General features: G+C 59.7%; 8 protein-coding genes. 6 read left to right on the top strand and 2 right to left on the bottom strand.

Going from position 1 to position 15,191, the window contains the following annotated elements:
- Nucleotides 1-223: 223 nt before the first annotated feature.
- The 4 genes from AB4N64_RS12040 to AB4N64_RS12025 all read left to right on the top strand — a co-directional run bounded on the left by AB4N64_RS12040 (nucleotide 224) and on the right by AB4N64_RS12025 (nucleotide 9,657).
- A complete protein-coding gene (locus tag AB4N64_RS12040) occupies nucleotides 224-5,707 on the top strand; it encodes a trifunctional serine/threonine-protein kinase/ATP-binding protein/sensor histidine kinase (RefSeq protein WP_460125746.1) in 5,484 nt (1,827 codons plus the stop codon).
- 237 nt (nucleotides 5,708-5,944) lie between these two features.
- Nucleotides 5,945-6,592, top strand: a complete 648-nt coding sequence (locus tag AB4N64_RS12035) for a response regulator transcription factor (protein ID WP_460125744.1) — start codon at nucleotides 5,945-5,947, stop codon at nucleotides 6,590-6,592.
- A 169-nt stretch (nucleotides 6,593-6,761) separates the two neighbouring features.
- Nucleotides 6,762-7,775, top strand: coding sequence for a GlxA family transcriptional regulator (locus AB4N64_RS12030; RefSeq protein ID WP_460125742.1), 1,014 nt, complete (start codon nucleotides 6,762-6,764; stop codon nucleotides 7,773-7,775).
- A 484-nt stretch (nucleotides 7,776-8,259) separates the two neighbouring features.
- On the top strand, nucleotides 8,260-9,657 hold the full coding sequence (locus tag AB4N64_RS12025; protein ID WP_460125740.1) for an MFS transporter: 1,398 nt from the start codon (nucleotides 8,260-8,262) through the stop codon (nucleotides 9,655-9,657).
- A 510-nt stretch (nucleotides 9,658-10,167) separates the two neighbouring features.
- Here AB4N64_RS12025 and AB4N64_RS12020 read toward each other — a convergent pair.
- Together AB4N64_RS12020 and AB4N64_RS12015 are read right to left on the bottom strand one after the other, a co-directional pair.
- Complete coding sequence (locus AB4N64_RS12020; protein ID WP_460125739.1) at nucleotides 10,168-10,662, bottom strand: PaaI family thioesterase; 495 nt, start codon at nucleotides 10,660-10,662, stop codon at nucleotides 10,168-10,170.
- 87 nt (nucleotides 10,663-10,749) lie between these two features.
- Nucleotides 10,750-11,157 carry a RidA family protein gene (locus tag AB4N64_RS12015; RefSeq protein ID WP_460125737.1) on the bottom strand — a complete coding sequence of 136 codons (408 nt, stop codon included), beginning with the start codon at nucleotides 11,155-11,157 and terminating at the stop codon, nucleotides 10,750-10,752.
- Nucleotides 11,158-11,299: 142 nt separating this feature from the next.
- On the opposite strand from AB4N64_RS12015, the gene AB4N64_RS12010 reads away from it, so the two are divergent.
- Together AB4N64_RS12010 and AB4N64_RS12005 are read left to right on the top strand one after the other, a co-directional pair.
- Entirely contained in the window at nucleotides 11,300-12,232 is a 933-nt protein-coding gene (locus tag AB4N64_RS12010) for a LysR family transcriptional regulator (RefSeq protein ID WP_460125735.1), read from the top strand.
- A 113-nt stretch (nucleotides 12,233-12,345) separates the two neighbouring features.
- Nucleotides 12,346-15,132, top strand: a complete 2,787-nt coding sequence (locus AB4N64_RS12005) for an amino acid adenylation domain-containing protein (RefSeq protein ID WP_460125733.1) — start codon at nucleotides 12,346-12,348, stop codon at nucleotides 15,130-15,132.
- Nucleotides 15,133-15,191: the final 59 nt, after the last annotated feature.

The following is a 15,191-nucleotide window of genomic DNA, read 5'->3' as shown; positions in this document are numbered from 1 at the left end:
GGGGGTAAAAGTATACCTACGTATGATCGGCTAAAACCAAAGCGTCGTTGTTCTGCTGGAAACCACTGTGGAATCATTCTTTTTTTGTTGATGAGTTTTGCCCATTCAACAGCTACTCTGAATGACGGCATTTAAAACGCAGGCGGCAAAAAAATCAAAAGCATAAAAACGATGTGCTCCAGTCAATAACGTTTCTGTTGTTCCTGCCCCGATGGATGACCACATGCAGATACTCTGGAACGATGGTGAGCGTACGTTCTGTCGAGCGTCGGGCTCAGGGGGGCAAAACGGCCGTCCTTTACTGATCGCACGACCGACTGCCGAGCAACCGCCACCGGCGTGCCTTGGCCGTTTCGCTCACGAGTTCGCCCTCAAGGACGAGCTGGATAGCACCTGGGCCCTGCGTCCACTGGAAATGGTCCGGGAAAATGGGCAGGTGTACCTGCTGCTGGAGGATCCGGGCGGCACGCCGTTGCTCCAATTGCTGAATGCGCCCATGGACACCGCGACTTTTCTGCACCTGTCGATCAGCATCGCCCAGGCGCTGGGCAAGCTGCACCAGCGCGGCCTGGTGCACAAAGACATCAAACCCTCGCATATCCTGGTGAACTGCGCCGATGGCCGCGCTCGGCTGACGGGCTTTGGCCTGGCTTCGTGGCTGCCCCGTGAACGCCATGCCGTGGAGACTATCGCAGGCACATTGGCCTACATGGCGCCTGAGCAGACCGGGCGGATGAATCGTTCGATCGACCTGCGCAGCGACCTTTATTCCTTTGGTGTCACTCTCTATGAAATGCTCACGGGTGCGCTGCCATTCATGGCCTCGGATCCGATCGAGTGGGTTCACTGCCACATCGCAAAAAAACCACAGTCACCGGCCGAGCGGGTCAGGTCCATACCCGAAGTGTTGTCCGCGATCGTCATGAAACTCCTGGCCAAGACTGCCGAGGAACGCTACCAGACCGCCGCCAGTATCGAGCAGGACTTGCGGGAATGTTTGGCGCAATGGCAATCCCAAGGCCGAATCGATGCCTTTGCATTGGGTGAGCAGGGCTCGTCCGACCGGTTGATGATTCCCGAGAAACTCTACGGTCGCGAGCTGGAAGTGAGCGCCCTGATCGCCGCGTTTGACCGGACCATCGCCAGCGGTTCCCCGGAGCTGATGCTGGTTACCGGTTATTCCGGGATTGGCAAATCGTCGGTGGTCAATGAGCTGCACAAGGCGCTGGTGCCTCCGCGCGGATTGTTTGCGGCGGGCAAGTTTGATCAATATCGCCGGGATGTTCCTTACGCGACACTGGTTCAGGCATTCCAAAGCCTGGTGCGCACATTGCTGGGCAAGAACGACACCGAGCTGGCGCAATGGCGCGATGCATTGCAGGGCGCGCTGGATGCCGAAGCAGGGTTGATGACTGACCTGATCCCGGAACTGAAGCTCATCATCGGTGACCCGCCGCCCGTGCAGGCCCTGGAACCACAGCAGACGCAACGCCGTTTCCTGCTGGTGTTCCGGCGATTCATCGGCGTGTTCGCCAGGGCTGAGCATCCGCTCGCGCTGTTTCTGGATGATTTGCAGTGGATCGATGCGGCAACGCTCGATCTGCTGGAAGATTTGTTGACCAGTTCCGACGTGCAGCACCTGTTGCTGGTGGGCGCTTACCGCAGCAACGAGGTCAACGACAGCCATCCCCTGACGGGCAAGCTGCACGCCATTCGCAATGGCGGCGGGCGCATCGACGAAATCACCCTGGTACCGCTGGCCAAAAAGCACATTGAGCGATTGATTGCCGATGCGCTGCACGACGAACCGGCGCATATCGAACCCCTGGCACAACTGGTGCTGGAAAAAACCGCCGGTAACCCGTTTTTCGTCATCCAGTTTTTACACGCGCTCGCCGACGAAAAACTACTGACCTTCGACCATCAACAAAAACAGTGGTGCTGGAGCCCGGACCGCATCCATGCCATGGGGTACACCGACAACATCGTCGACCTGATGGTCGGCAAGCTCACACGCCTGCCACCGCAGACCCAGCACGCGCTGCAGCAACTGGCGTGCCTGGGCAACGTGGCCGGGACGGCGGCGCTGTCCACCGTGCTGGGCATGAGCAAGGCCCAGGTTCGCGCGGTGTTCTGGGACGCAATTCGCCAGGAACTGGTGCATCGCCTGGAAGGCGCCTATGGCTTTGCTCATGACCGCATTCACGAAGCGGCTTATTCGTTGATCGCCAAAGACGAGCGCGCCGAGGCGCATCTGCGCATCGGTCGGCTGCTGGCGGCGCAAACGTCCCCCCAGGAACTTGAGGAGGCGATCTTCGAGATCGCCGGCCAGCTCAACAGAGGGGCTGCCTTACTCACCGACCCAGCGGAACGCGAGCAACTGGCCGCTTTCAACCTGATGGCGGGCCAGCGTGCCAAGGCGTCCACGGCTTACGCCTCGGCGCACAACTATTTGACCATGGGCGCGCAACTGTTGGGGGAGGACTGCTGGAGTCGTCTGCATGATTTGAGCTTTGCACTGGAGTTGAACCGTGCCGAATGCGAAGTGCTGACCGGGCAGTTCACGGTTGCGCAAAAGCGTCTGGACGCGCTTTTACCGCGCGCGAGCACAACGGTTGAACGCGCCAGTGTCGTGTGCCTGCAAATGGATGATTACCTGCTCATGGACCGCAGCGATGGTGCAGTTGCGGCCTGTCTGGACTACCTGCGGTACGTGGGTATCGAATGGTCGGCGCATCCCGGCGATGATGAAGTCCGTCAGGAGTACGACCACATCTGGTCGTTGCTTGGGGAGCGCGAGATCGAGTCGCTGATCGACCTGCCACTGATGGAAGATGCGGCGTCGCTGATGACCGTCAATGCATTGGGCAAGTTGTTCCCGCCTGCGCTCCAGACGAATGCGAACCTGGCGTGCCTGTCTATTTGCAAAGCCATCAGCCTGTGCCTGGAAGGCGGCAACTGCGACGCCGCGAGCCTGCACTATGCCAACGCGTTCAGGGTTTTCGGCCGGCGCTTTGGCGATCATAAGGCCGGGTTCCGCTTCGGTCAGTTGGGTTGCGCACTGGTCGAGCAACGCGGCCTGAAGCGTTTTGAGGCCAGTACCTATCTCTGTTTCTCGATTTTCGCGGTGCGCTGGATGAAACCGGTCAGTGAATGCCGGGACTTGGTGCGGCGTGCGTTTGTGGCGGCCAACCGGATCGGTGACCTGCCGTATGGCGCTTACGCTGGCAATAGCCTCATTTCCGACTCGCTGTTTGCCGGCGATCCTTTACCCGAAGTCCGGATCGAAGCCAAACGTGGCCTGAGTTTCGCGCGTAAAGTTCGCTTCGGGCTCGTGATCAATTTCATGAGCACGCAACTGGCGCTGATTCGCATGCTGCAAGGGGCATCGCCTGTTTTTGGCTCCCTCGACAATAGCAAGTTCGACGAGGCGAGCATCGAGGCTCACTTCGCCAGCCACCCCGACCTGGCCCTGGCGGAGAGCAAATACTGGATACGCAAACTCCAGGCTCGCTACATGGCCGACGATTTGCCGATGGCCATGCAGGCCACCGTCAAGGCGAAGCCGTTGCTGTGGACTTCGTACCTGTTTTTCGAAGAGGCCGAGTTTTACTTCTTCGACGCATTGACCCGCGCCCGCTGGTGCGACGACTTGCAGATCGGCGAGCGTTCGCAGCACCTCGACGCCATGGCGACCGCGTTACAGAAGTTGCGGACCTGGGCGCAGCAATGCCCGGAAAACTTCGCCAGCCGCGCCGCGTTGGTCGAGGCCGAAATCGCGAGGGTGGAAGGGCGCATGATGGAAGCCGAATTGCTGTTCGAACAGGCCATCCACTCGGCACAAAGAAGCGGCTTCGTGCACATCGAAGCGCTCGCCAACGAGCTGGCGGCGCGTTTCTATGCGGCCCGAGGGCTGGGCAAAGTCGCCAACGTCTACATGCAGGATGCCCGCTATGGCTACCTGCGCTGGGGCGCTGACGGCAAGGTGCGCCAGTTGGAGGCGCGATACCCCTCGTTACGCACCGAAACCCAGGCCCTCGCGCCAACCGTGACCATGGCGGCGCCCGTCGAACATCTTGACCTGGCCACGGTGATCAAGGTGTCCCAGGCGGTATCGAGTGAAATCGTTCTGGAAAAACTCATCGACGTGATCATGCGCACAGCCATCGAGCAGGCCGGCGCCGAGCGTGGTGTGTTGGTTCTCTCGGACGCGGGCGAGCATCGCATTGCCGCGCAAGTGATCACTGGCGCGGATTCGATGCAGTTGGGCGACGAGCCGATGACCCCGAAGCTGTTGCCCGAATCGTTGCTTTACCATGTCCTGCGCACCGGCGAGAGCGTTTCGATGGACGATGCCATGACCGAGCCGTCGTTCGCCGATGACCCCTACATCCGCCAGCGTCATGCGCGCTCGATCCTCTGCTTGCCGTTGATGAACCAGGCGAAGCTGACCGGTGCGCTCTACCTGGAAAACAACCTGGCCGCTCGGGTGTTCAGCCCGGCGCGGATTGCCGTACTGAAACTGGTGGCCTCCCAGGCCGCCATTTCCCTGGAAAACGCACGCCTGTACCGGGAGGTGGCCGAGCGCGAAGGCAAGATCCGCCGTCTGGTGGATGCCAATATCATCGGCATCCTGGTGTGGAACGCCAACGGCGACATCGTCGAAGCCAACGATGCCTTCCTGCGCATGGTTCGCTTTGAACGCGCAGATCTCACTTCGGGGCTGCTGCGCTGGCGCGACCTGACGACACCGCCGTTTCGCGAGATGAGCGAGCGTCACCTGGCCGAGGCGATGCGCACCGGCTATGCACAGCCTTATGAGAAAGAGTACTTCACCAAGGACGGCGGTCGTCTGCCGGTGATTGTCGGCCTGGCGATGTTCGAGGCCAACAGCAAGGAAGGGGTGGCCTTCGTGCTGGACCTGACCGAGCGCAAGCAGGCGGAAGAAAAGATTCGTGAAAGCGAGCGGCGCTATCGCGAAGTGCAAACTGAACTGGCCCACGCCAACCGCGTGGCGACCATGGGGCATCTGGTGGCCTCGATTGCACACGAGGTCAACCAACCCATTGCCGCCGCCATTCTCAATGCCGATGCGGCTTTGCGCTGGATGAGCCTGCAACCGCCGCAAATCGATGAAGTGCGCAACGTACTGGGCAGCCTGATCCTCGATGCCAATCGTGCTGCCGATGTACTGGGGCGAATTCGCCAGCATATTCGTAAGACACCTCCCGAAAAGGGCCCAGTGGACATCACCGCGGCGATCGGTGAAATGATCGAACTGAGCCGAAGCCAGGTCACCAAGAATGGCGCGTCGCTGCTGACCGAGATCAACGAACAACTGCCCCGGATCGTGGGGGATCGTGTAGAACTGCAACAGGTGCTGCTCAACCTGATCATGAACGCCCTTGAAGCCATGAACGGCGTGGCAGAAGGGGAGCGCCAACTGCACATCAGTGCGCAGCTCGACGAGGCCGGTTGCGTGCAAGTCAGTGTCCGCGATTCGGGACCGGGGTTTTCCGCGGAAAATACCGAGCAGATCTTTGACTCGTTCTACACCACCAAACCCACCGGCATGGGCATGGGGCTTTCCATCTGCCGCTCTATCATCGAAGCCCACGGCGGCCGGTTGTGGGCCAGCGCCAACGCGCCCCATGGGGCTACGGTCCAATTCACGCTGCCAGTGGAACAGGGCCCAGGTAATACTTAGGTTTCAGCGGGGGTACATGAAGGGTCGTTTGAAGTAGCGGCAGGTTCAAATGAAGCCCCGCAACCCCGGCGGGGCGGTGTTGGATGACCCTCGTTACCCGTTTTCACTCATTTGTTCGTCGCAGTACTTCATTGCCTGTCCACCCGCGTATTTGCAGCGGGTTCTCCGAAACTTGTGTGCTGGCCAATGTGAGATAAAGTGGTGTATTAAACTTTTTTCTCCAGTTGGGAGCTGTGCATGAGCGCCAATCCACCCAGCAATCAAGGCAGTAAAAGCCCTACGGTGTTTGTGGTGGATGATGATGCGTCCATGCGCAATGCGCTGAGCAACCTATTGCGTTCTGCGGGCATTCAAGTCGAAACCTTTGCCTCCACGGCGGAGTTCCAGGAACGTCCCAAGGACGACAGTGCCAGTTGCCTGGTTCTCGATGTCCGCCTGCAAGGGGCCAGTGGCCTGGAGTTTCAACGCCAGTTGGCGAGCAGCCATTCCAATATTCCAATCGTATTCATCACCGGGCATGGCGACATCGAAATGTCGGTCAAGGCTATGAAAGCCGGTGCGGTGGATTTCCTCGCCAAGCCGTTCCGTGAGCAGGATCTGCTGGATGCGGTGTCGGCGGCGCTGCAAGCGGATATCAAACGCCGCGAGACACAAGAGCAGTTTTCCGAACTGCACAAACACTATCAGTCGCTGACCGTACGCGAGAAGGAAGTGATGGCCCTGGCCGCCAAGGGGCTGATGAACAAGCAGATCGCCGGACAGATGAACCTCAGCGAAATCACCGTGAAGATCCACCGTGGGCATGCCATGAAAAAAATGAACGCCAAGTCGTTTGCTGATCTGGTACGCATGTCCGAGGCGCTGGGTGAACGGCTGCAGCATTGATTCCGCAAACTGCATCCTTCAAGGACGTCAACGATAACGCTGGGTCTCTGACACCCGTGGCGCTCTCGGATTGATCGCGAGCCTGCTCGCTCCTACAGGGGGCAACGAACGTGCGCAGTTTGCGATATCCTGATTCTTTGATCGTCCACGTTAACGAGTGCTCTGAACCTTGATCGAACGTCGCCAATTCAGTGGAGGCATGAAGGGCAAGAACCTTCGCTACCTGAACGAAAACCCCGACCAGCCTGTGCAACTTTCACGGACAGGCTTCTTGCTACTTGAACATTTTTCGCTGCCGGCCTTCACACAGGCGCTCGATACTATCGTCACTGCCAACCTGCTGCGGCCCAAGCTGTTTTCCTCGCGCACCTTCGGCTTGAGTGACGGCGAGGTGGTCAGCGATCTGGGGCTGGTGATTCGCCCGGAAGCGCGGATTGACGCCGCAGCCATCCACGACCTTGATTTGCTGGTCATCTGCGGTGGTTACCGTACCGAACTGAAGGCCAGTGAGGAGTTGATCAACCTGTTGCGCCAGGCCGCCGATCAAGGCATCAGCCTGGCCGGCCTGTGGAATGGCGGCTGGTTCCTGGGGGTCGCGGGCTTGCTGGACGGTTATCGTTGCGCGATCCACCCGGAACATCGGCCCGCCCTGGCGGAAATCGCCAAGGCCACGCACGTGACCAGCGAACCCTACGTGATCGATCGCGACCGGCTGACGGCGTCCAGTCCGTCGGGTGCTTTCCACATGGCGCTGGACTGGATCAAAGGCTTGTACGACAAAGCATTGGTCGAAGGTATCGAAGATATCCTGGCGTTCGAAGAGTCCCGCTACCGGCGCATCAAACCGTCTGAGAACATCTGCGTCAGCGCGCCACTGCGCGAAGTGGTGAAGTTGATGGACGCCAACCTCGAGGAACCGCTGGAGCTGGAGCAACTGGCGGTCTATGCCGGACGCTCCCGGCGTCAACTGGAGCGACTGTTCAAGGAACAGTTGGGCACCACACCGCAGCGTTATTACATGGAGCTGCGGATCACCGAAGCGCGGCGATTGCTGCAGCACACGGAACTGTCCCAGGTGGATGTGCTGGTGGCGTGCGGTTTTGTATCGCCGAGCCATTTCAGCAAGTGCTACAGCTCGTACTTTGGTTACCGGCCGTCCAAGGAAAAACGTCTGGTCAAATGAAGTCCTTCCGAGTCGGCTCTCACAGCTGACTTACATTTTTACGCGATGTGCGTTGTCGTACGACAATATCCCGGGTTTTCTGATGGCCATGGCGAACCCGCCACAGGCCCGCTTGATCACGATCAATTAAAGCTTGCAGGCATGACGAACGGTTATTTTCCTGATTGACGCCGGGTGGGGGAATCGCTATAAAAGGCGCAGTTGTACGACGACATATGATGTTACAAACCCAATAACAAAAAATCCGGGCCTCATCATGAACTCAATCCGCTTCTGCATTTCCCCAGCTTTTGCTCCCTGTGGTCCGGTCCTGACTGCTCCACCCGTGCCACCGCCCTCTGCGCTGCACCCGGCCCCTGCGCCGATCTCCTGAGTGCCCCTGTTCTTGCCTGACGCGACGCGCCTGGAGGCGTGCTGCGCGTAAGCACTGATCTCGATTGACCCCGAGAGATCATCACCCAACTCCAAAAATAAAAGTGATGCCATGAATCTGAACGAGCCTATCAATGCGCAACGTGTCGGCCAGGCGGTCGGTAAATACCGCTGGACCATCTGTGCGCTGTTGTTTTTCGCCACCACCGTCAACTACCTGGACCGCCAGGTGCTCAGCCTGCTGGCGCCGGACTTGTCCTCGCAATTTGGCTGGAGCAACACCGACTACGCCAACATCGCCTCGGTGTTCCAGTTTGTCTACGCGATTTCCATGCTGTTCGCTGGCCGTTTCGTCGACAAAATCGGCACCAAAAAGGCCTACGTCCTGGCGATCAGCATCTGGTCGACCGGCGCGATGATGCACGCCTTCTCCGTGCCGATGGGCGAGGGGATTGCGGCGGTGTGCAGTGCCTTCGGCCTGGCTGTCATTCCGGTGTCCATCGCCGGCTTCATGCTGTCACGTGCGGTGCTGGCCATTGGCGAAGCGGGTAACTTTCCCATCGCAATCAAGGCCACGGCCGAATACTTCCCGAAAAAGGAACGTTCGTTCGCCACGGGCATTTTCAACTCGGGCGCCAACGTCGGCGCTGTGCTGGCGCCGATCTGCGTGCCGCTGATTGCCAGTCTGTGGGGCTGGGAAGCAGCATTCATTGTGATCGGCATGCTTGGGTTCATCTGGGTGACACTGTGGATCGCCTTGTACGAAAAACCGGAGAACCAGACTCGCCTGTCCGCTGAGGAACTGGCCTACATCCGCAGTGATGCACAGCCTATTACCGCCACGGAGTCGGGCGCGGCGCAGAAGAAGGTGTCGTGGTTCAAGCTGCTGACCTACCGCCAGACCTGGGCCTTTGCCTTCGGCAAGTTCATGACCGATGGCGTGTGGTGGTTCTTCCTGTTCTGGCTGCCCACTTACCTGTCGGCACAATACGGCATGAAGGGCGCTGCCATCGTCTGGCCGCTGGCGGTGCTCTACAGCATGACCATGGTTGGCAGTATCGGCGGTGGCTGGTTTCCGAGCTACTTCATGGCCCGTGGCGATGCGCCGTATGACGGTCGCATGAAAGCGATGCTGGTGATTGCGTTCTTCCCACTTCTGGTTCTGCTGGCGCAGCCCTTTGGCTACATCAGCTTCTGGGTGCCGGTGTTGCTGATCGGTGTGGGGGCCTCGGCGCACCAGGCGTGGTCGTGCAACATCTTTACTACCGTTTCCGACATGTTCCCGCAGAAGACTATCGCTTCGGTCGTTGGTATCGGTGGTCTGGCCGGTGGTTTGGGCGGTGTGGTAATGACCAAGATCGGTGGTTGGGTGTTCGATTATTACAAGTCGATCAACGACATTCACACCGGCTACATGATCATGTTCGCCATCTGTGCGCTGGCCTACCTGGTCGCGTGGAGCGGAATGAAACTGCTGGTTCCGCGCCACAAGGAAATCACGGATCTCTAATGCGTCAACTGTAGGAGCGAACTCATTCGCGATGGATGACGCGGGAGATCTGATGCCGCGCGGTGCCCGGGCGACCATCGCGACGGTTCGACGCCTCGACAAGCTCGCTCCTACAGGGACAGCGCCAGACCTGTAGGAGCGAATTTATTCGCGATGGAGGTCAACGATGACGCGGGAGATCTGATGCCCCGCGGTGCCCGGGCGACCATCGCGAGCATGCTCGCTCCTACAGGGACAGCGCCAGACCTGTAGGAGCGAATTTATTCGCGATGGAGGTCAACGATGACGCGGGAGATCTGGTGCCCCGCGGTGGCCGGGCTACCATCGCGAGCGTGCTCGCTCCTACAGGGACAGCGCTAGACCTGTAGGAGCGAATTTATTCGCGATGGAGGTCAACGATGACGCGGGGGATCTGATGCCCGCGGTGTCCGGGCGACCATCGCGACGGTTCGACGCCTCGACAAGCTCGCTCCTACAGGGACGGTTGGATCCCTGTGGGATTGCTGGTGTTTACCGACCGTGCGCCTGCGCCGCCAACTGCTCGGCGTCCACGCGCACGAATGTCGAATCGCCGACCGCCGTCAGCACATCCCCCGCATACACCTCGCAGATAACACGGGTCTTGCGGCCGACTTCGCCCTCGACTTTCGCCTTGAGAACCAACGGTACGCCCATGGGCGTTGGCTTGATGAACTTGATGCCCAGGTTGCCGGTCACGCAGTTGATGCGCGGCAGGCTGGCGACTTCGCGGTTCTCCTGGCGATAGTGATAAGCCATCGCCGTCCAGTTGGAATGACAGTCCACCAGCATCGCGATCAGACCGCCGTAGACCAGATCCGGCCAGCCGCAGTATTTCGCCTCGGGCAAGTGCTCGGCGATGACATGCACGCCGTCGTCATGCCAGCGACTCTTGATGTGCAAACCGTGCGGGTTGCTGCCACCGCAGCCATAACAAACGCCATCTGGCGCTGCGCTGTCTTGCAGGGAGGTGTCGACGCTGGACATACCGGAAATCCTTGAAGTAAACCGAACCTGGCGGATTCTAACGCTGAACGGATCACCGTGAGCAGCGCAAAATCCGCCTTCGCCGGATCACTTGTCGTTGGCTTCCGGCAGTTTGGCGATCACCTTGATCTCAAAGCGAAAACCCGCGAGCCAGGTGACACCGATGCAGGTCACCGTCGGGAACGGTGCACTGCCCCAGAACGGCGGCACGACGTTTTCCCAGATTTTTTCGAAGGTCGACTCCGGGTCAACGATGAACACGGTCACGTCGACCACGTCATCGAACGAGGCACCGGCAGCCGCCAGGATCGCGTTCAGGTTGGTGAACGCCAGACGAACCTGGTCATCCAGGTCTTCCAGAGGAGAACCGTCTTCGGTGCTGCCCACCTGGCCGGAGACGAACAGGAAACCATTGGATTGGACGGCCGGCGAATAGCGATAGCGCTCATAAAGTGCCTGGCGGCCCGCCGGGAAAACCACATTGCGTTGTGTCATTACTGCCTCCATCAAAGGGTCGGGGGTCGACTCGAATCAACCTTGAGAGAACTCTAGGGGCTTGCGCCGAGGCAATAAACGAGCAACCTTGGCGATCACTGTTTGGAAAATCCAAACAATTGAATCGATGAAAGAGGCCCACATGGACCGTTTTGATGCGATGCAGGCGTTCGTGCGAGTGGTGGAGGCGGGGAGCTTTACCAAGGCGGCCGACACCCTGCACATGAGCAAAACCACGGTGACCCAACTGATCCAGCAGCTTGAGGCGCGCCTGCGGGTCAAACTGCTCAATCGCACCACGCGCAAGGTCAACGTCACCGCCGACGGCGCGGTGTTTTACGAGCGGGCGACCAAGTTGCTGGCTGACATGGACGATGCCGAGACCAGCCTGTCGGCAGCCTCGGCCTTGCCGCGCGGGCGGTTGCGGGTGGATGTGCCGAGCCCGTTGGCCAGTACGATTCTGGTGCCGGCATTGCCTGAATTTTATGCGCGCTACCCGGACATCCAGATCGACCTGGGCGTGAGCGATCGCGTCGTTGACATGATCGATGAAAACGTCGATTGCGTGGTGCGCGGGGGTGAACTGAAGGATCTGTCGCTGATGGCCCGCAAAATTGCGGATCTGCCGCTGGGCATATTTGCCGCGCCGAGCTATCTGGCGCGGGTCGGCACACCTGCGCATCCCCTGGACATGGAAGACTCCGAGCATCGCGTCGTTGGTTTCCTGTGGGCGCGCACTGGCAAACCGGTGCCGTACGCCCTGCAGAAACAGGGGGAGCGGGTGCAGGTCAAAGGTCGCTACGCCTTGGCGGTGGACGATGGCAATGCGTTTGTCGCGGCAGGGTTGGCGGGTCTGGGCATTCTCTGGTTGCCCAGGTATATGTCCGCCAGGTTCGAAGCCAGCGGTGAACTGGTGCCGCTTTTCGAGGATTGGAGCCTGGACACCATGCCACTGTACATCGCGTATCCCGCGAACCGGCATATCAGCCTCAAGTTGCGCCTATTCATAGACTGGGTCGTTGAATTGATGGCACGGCATGCTCCGCTGACCGGCGGGCTGGGCACCTTCGATTGAGCCGCAACCGAGCTGTTTGCGCCTGCTCGGCTTGGGCTACACTGCGCCCAATACACCCAGGTTCTGGGGCGAGACACCGACCTCGTAGGGAACACGCGGAGCAATAATAGAAAATGCACGATCTTCGCCCCAATCCGCAGCTCAGCCTGGAATACTGCGCTGAACGTCCGATATTCGCGGACTTTCTCAAACAGGCGCAATTGACCCCGGATGCCACGGCGGTGGATTCCCCTGGCGCACGATGCAGCTATCGCCAGCTGGAGTCCATCAGCCGCCATCTGGCGGGGGCGCTGGCTGAAAAAGGCGCCTCGGAATCCGACCGGGCGGTGATCGTCTCCAGCCGTTGTGCGGGGCTGGTCTACGCCATGCTTGGCGCATTACGCGGCGGCTTGGCCTTCACGGTGGCCGACGCGGCCTATCCCGCCGCGCGAGTGGGTCAGATCATCCGCACCCTCGATCCTGCTTTCGTGCTGCTTTGCGGCGACGCCTCGATTGATCTCACGCATGAAGCCACGGTCATTCGCATCCCGGAACTCCCCGACAATGCGTTGCAGGCTTTCGTGAGCGATCGGCCAGACTTGCCGGAGGTCGATCCCGATCGACCCGCCTATATCACCTTCACGTCAGGCAGTACCGGCGAACCCAAAGGGGTCGTGACCCACCATGCACCGCTGGTGCATTTCATCCAATGGCACACCCGGCTGCACGGCTTTACCCAGGACGACTGTTTTTCGCTGCTGTCAGGGCTGGGCCATGACCCCGTATACCGAGACGTATTCACGCCGTTGTCCATAGGCGCGAAGGTGGTTTGCCCGGCCCAGTCGACGGTGATCGATCCGTTGGCGCTGGCCACCTGGATACAGGCCAACCGGATCAGCGTCATTCACCTCACGCCGCCGCTGGGCAGGCTGATTGAAACCGGCGCGAAACTGGCCGGGTTGACATTCGACGCCCTGCGCTATTTTTTCTGGGGCGGTGATGCCCTGAGCAAAGCGCTCTACCAGCAAATCCGCCTGATTGCGCCCGGTGCTGTCAGCGTTAATTTTTATGGCACCACGGAAACGCCGCAGGCCATGGCCTTTCATTGCATCGAACCAACGGCCAAGCACGACAAAATCCCCTTGGGGCGGGGCATCGACGGCGCGCAGTTGCTGTTGGTCAACCCATCCAACCAACTGGCCGCAGAAGGCGAGGTCGGGGAAATCCTGATCCGCAGCCCATATCTGTCACTGGGTTACTGGAATGATCCGGTGCTGACCCGCGAAAAATTCGTGGTTAACCCGTTTACCGGCAATACCCAGGACATCTGTTACAAAACCGGCGACCTCGGCAGCTATCAGGTCGATGGCAGTGTCACGTTCCTGGGCCGGGGTGACAGTCAGGTGAAGATTCGCGGCCATCGCATCGAATTGAACGAGATCGAAGGGGTGCTGGCGCGCCATCCGCGTATCAAGCAATCGGTGGTGCTGGCCCACGCCGAGCAATCGACCCCGCGGCTGGTGGCCTATTGCGTGGCCACGGCAGGCGTAACCCCGCTGGAGTTGCGCGAGCACCTGGGCGGGGAGCTGCCGGACTACATGGTGCCGGCGCAGTTCGTGTTCATTGACAGCATCCCGCTGACGCCCAACGGCAAAATCGACAAGCGTGCGTTGCCAGCGATGGCGCAAACGCAGGTGACATCGCCCGCCACCACCCAGGAGTTGTCACCGCTGACGCTGGAACTGTCGCGCGCCTGGTCGGAAATACTCGAGGTCGCGCAGCTTGACGCCAACCTGTCGTTCGTCGAGCTTGGCGGGGATTCACTGTCGTTTGTCCAGGCGTCGATGGTGCTTGAAAAGTTGATCGGCCATCTGCCGGACCGTTGGGAAATGATGCCGGTGCGAGAACTGGGTGCGCTGAAACCGCAAACCCGATCTTCATGGTTTTCCCTGCGGGCCATGGAGTTGCCGGTGCTGCTGCGGGTGATTTCGATCCTGTTCATTGTGATCGGCCATTTGCATGTGTTCGCTGCCTGGCCGATCGTGGGCGAGACCAAATTGTTGTTTGTCGTCTCGGGGGTGGCACTGGCACGTTTTCAACTGCAAGCCATCCTTGAGCGCGGCAGTGTGCGTTCGTTGGGCAAATCCATAGCGGCCATTGCCGCACCGACGATTCTGTACACCATGCTGGTGCAGGTGATGTTCGACAGGGTCCACTGGCAATCTGTGCTGCTGATTTCCAACTGGTTCCAAGAGCGTGAGATCGGGGTGTTCACCTATTGGTACATTGAAGTGCTGGTGCAGATGATCGTACTGATTGGCTTGGCCTTGTCGTTCGAGCGAGTCAGGCAGTGGATCATGGCCAATCCGTTCCAGAATCTGGTCGTTGCCGCCTGTGGCCTGGCGGTGGCAGATATGGTGATCAGTGCGTTCCTGTTTGATGCCTCTGCCCTCTACAACCGGGTGCCGCAGCATCTGCTGGCGGTCGTGGTGTTGGGCATGGCCATTCATTACGCCGATTCCAGCACCCGCAAGTGGGTGGTCAGCGCAGTGGCGTTGATCATCATGGGAGGGGAGGAGCTGCTGTACCTGTACAGGCACGGAACGCTGGTGAGGGAATACATCGACATCGCCGTGCCGGCGGTGCTCGCGCTGATCTGGATCAAGTCGATTGCCGTGCCGGGGTTGCTCTCGCGAGGGCTGGCGTTGATCGCTTCGTCAACGCTGTTCATCTACCTGACGCACTTTCAGTTCTGGTCCGTGGCCAAGCGCATTGCCGAGCAACCGATGCTGGGCGTGGTGTTGGCGGTCGTCGGAGGCGTCTGCGTGGCATATGCCTGGAACAAGGGTGTGCGGATATTGGTGTTGCTCTGGAATCGAGGGAAAAAGGGCCGCCCGGATTCAATCGAGCGAGTCGCCTGAAACACCAACCCTGTAGGAGCGAGCATGCTCGCGATGGACTCCATAACACCGCTGGCTGT

It is taken from the genome of Pseudomonas sp. S2_C03 (assembly GCF_054668405.1).
The sequence above is the reverse complement of the archived record's forward strand: the minus strand, read 5'-3'. Positions and strand labels throughout refer to the sequence as shown.

Bases quoted from the DNA above. Each gene is read 5' to 3' on its own strand.
- AB4N64_RS12040 (WP_460125746.1), top strand. From the start codon at position 224: ATGCAGATACTCTGGAACGATGGTGAGCGTACGTTCTGTCGAGCGTCG.
- AB4N64_RS12015 (WP_460125737.1), bottom strand. From the start codon at position 11,157: ATGACACAACGCAATGTGGTTTTCCCGGCGGGCCGCCAGGCACTTTAT.
- AB4N64_RS12035 (WP_460125744.1), top strand. From the start codon at position 5,945: ATGAGCGCCAATCCACCCAGCAATCAAGGCAGTAAAAGCCCTACGGTG.
- AB4N64_RS12025 (WP_460125740.1), top strand. From the start codon at position 8,260: ATGAATCTGAACGAGCCTATCAATGCGCAACGTGTCGGCCAGGCGGTC.
- AB4N64_RS12005 (WP_460125733.1), top strand. From the start codon at position 12,346: ATGCACGATCTTCGCCCCAATCCGCAGCTCAGCCTGGAATACTGCGCT.
- AB4N64_RS12020 (WP_460125739.1), bottom strand. From the start codon at position 10,662: ATGTCCAGCGTCGACACCTCCCTGCAAGACAGCGCAGCGCCAGATGGC.
- AB4N64_RS12010 (WP_460125735.1), top strand. From the start codon at position 11,300: ATGGACCGTTTTGATGCGATGCAGGCGTTCGTGCGAGTGGTGGAGGCG.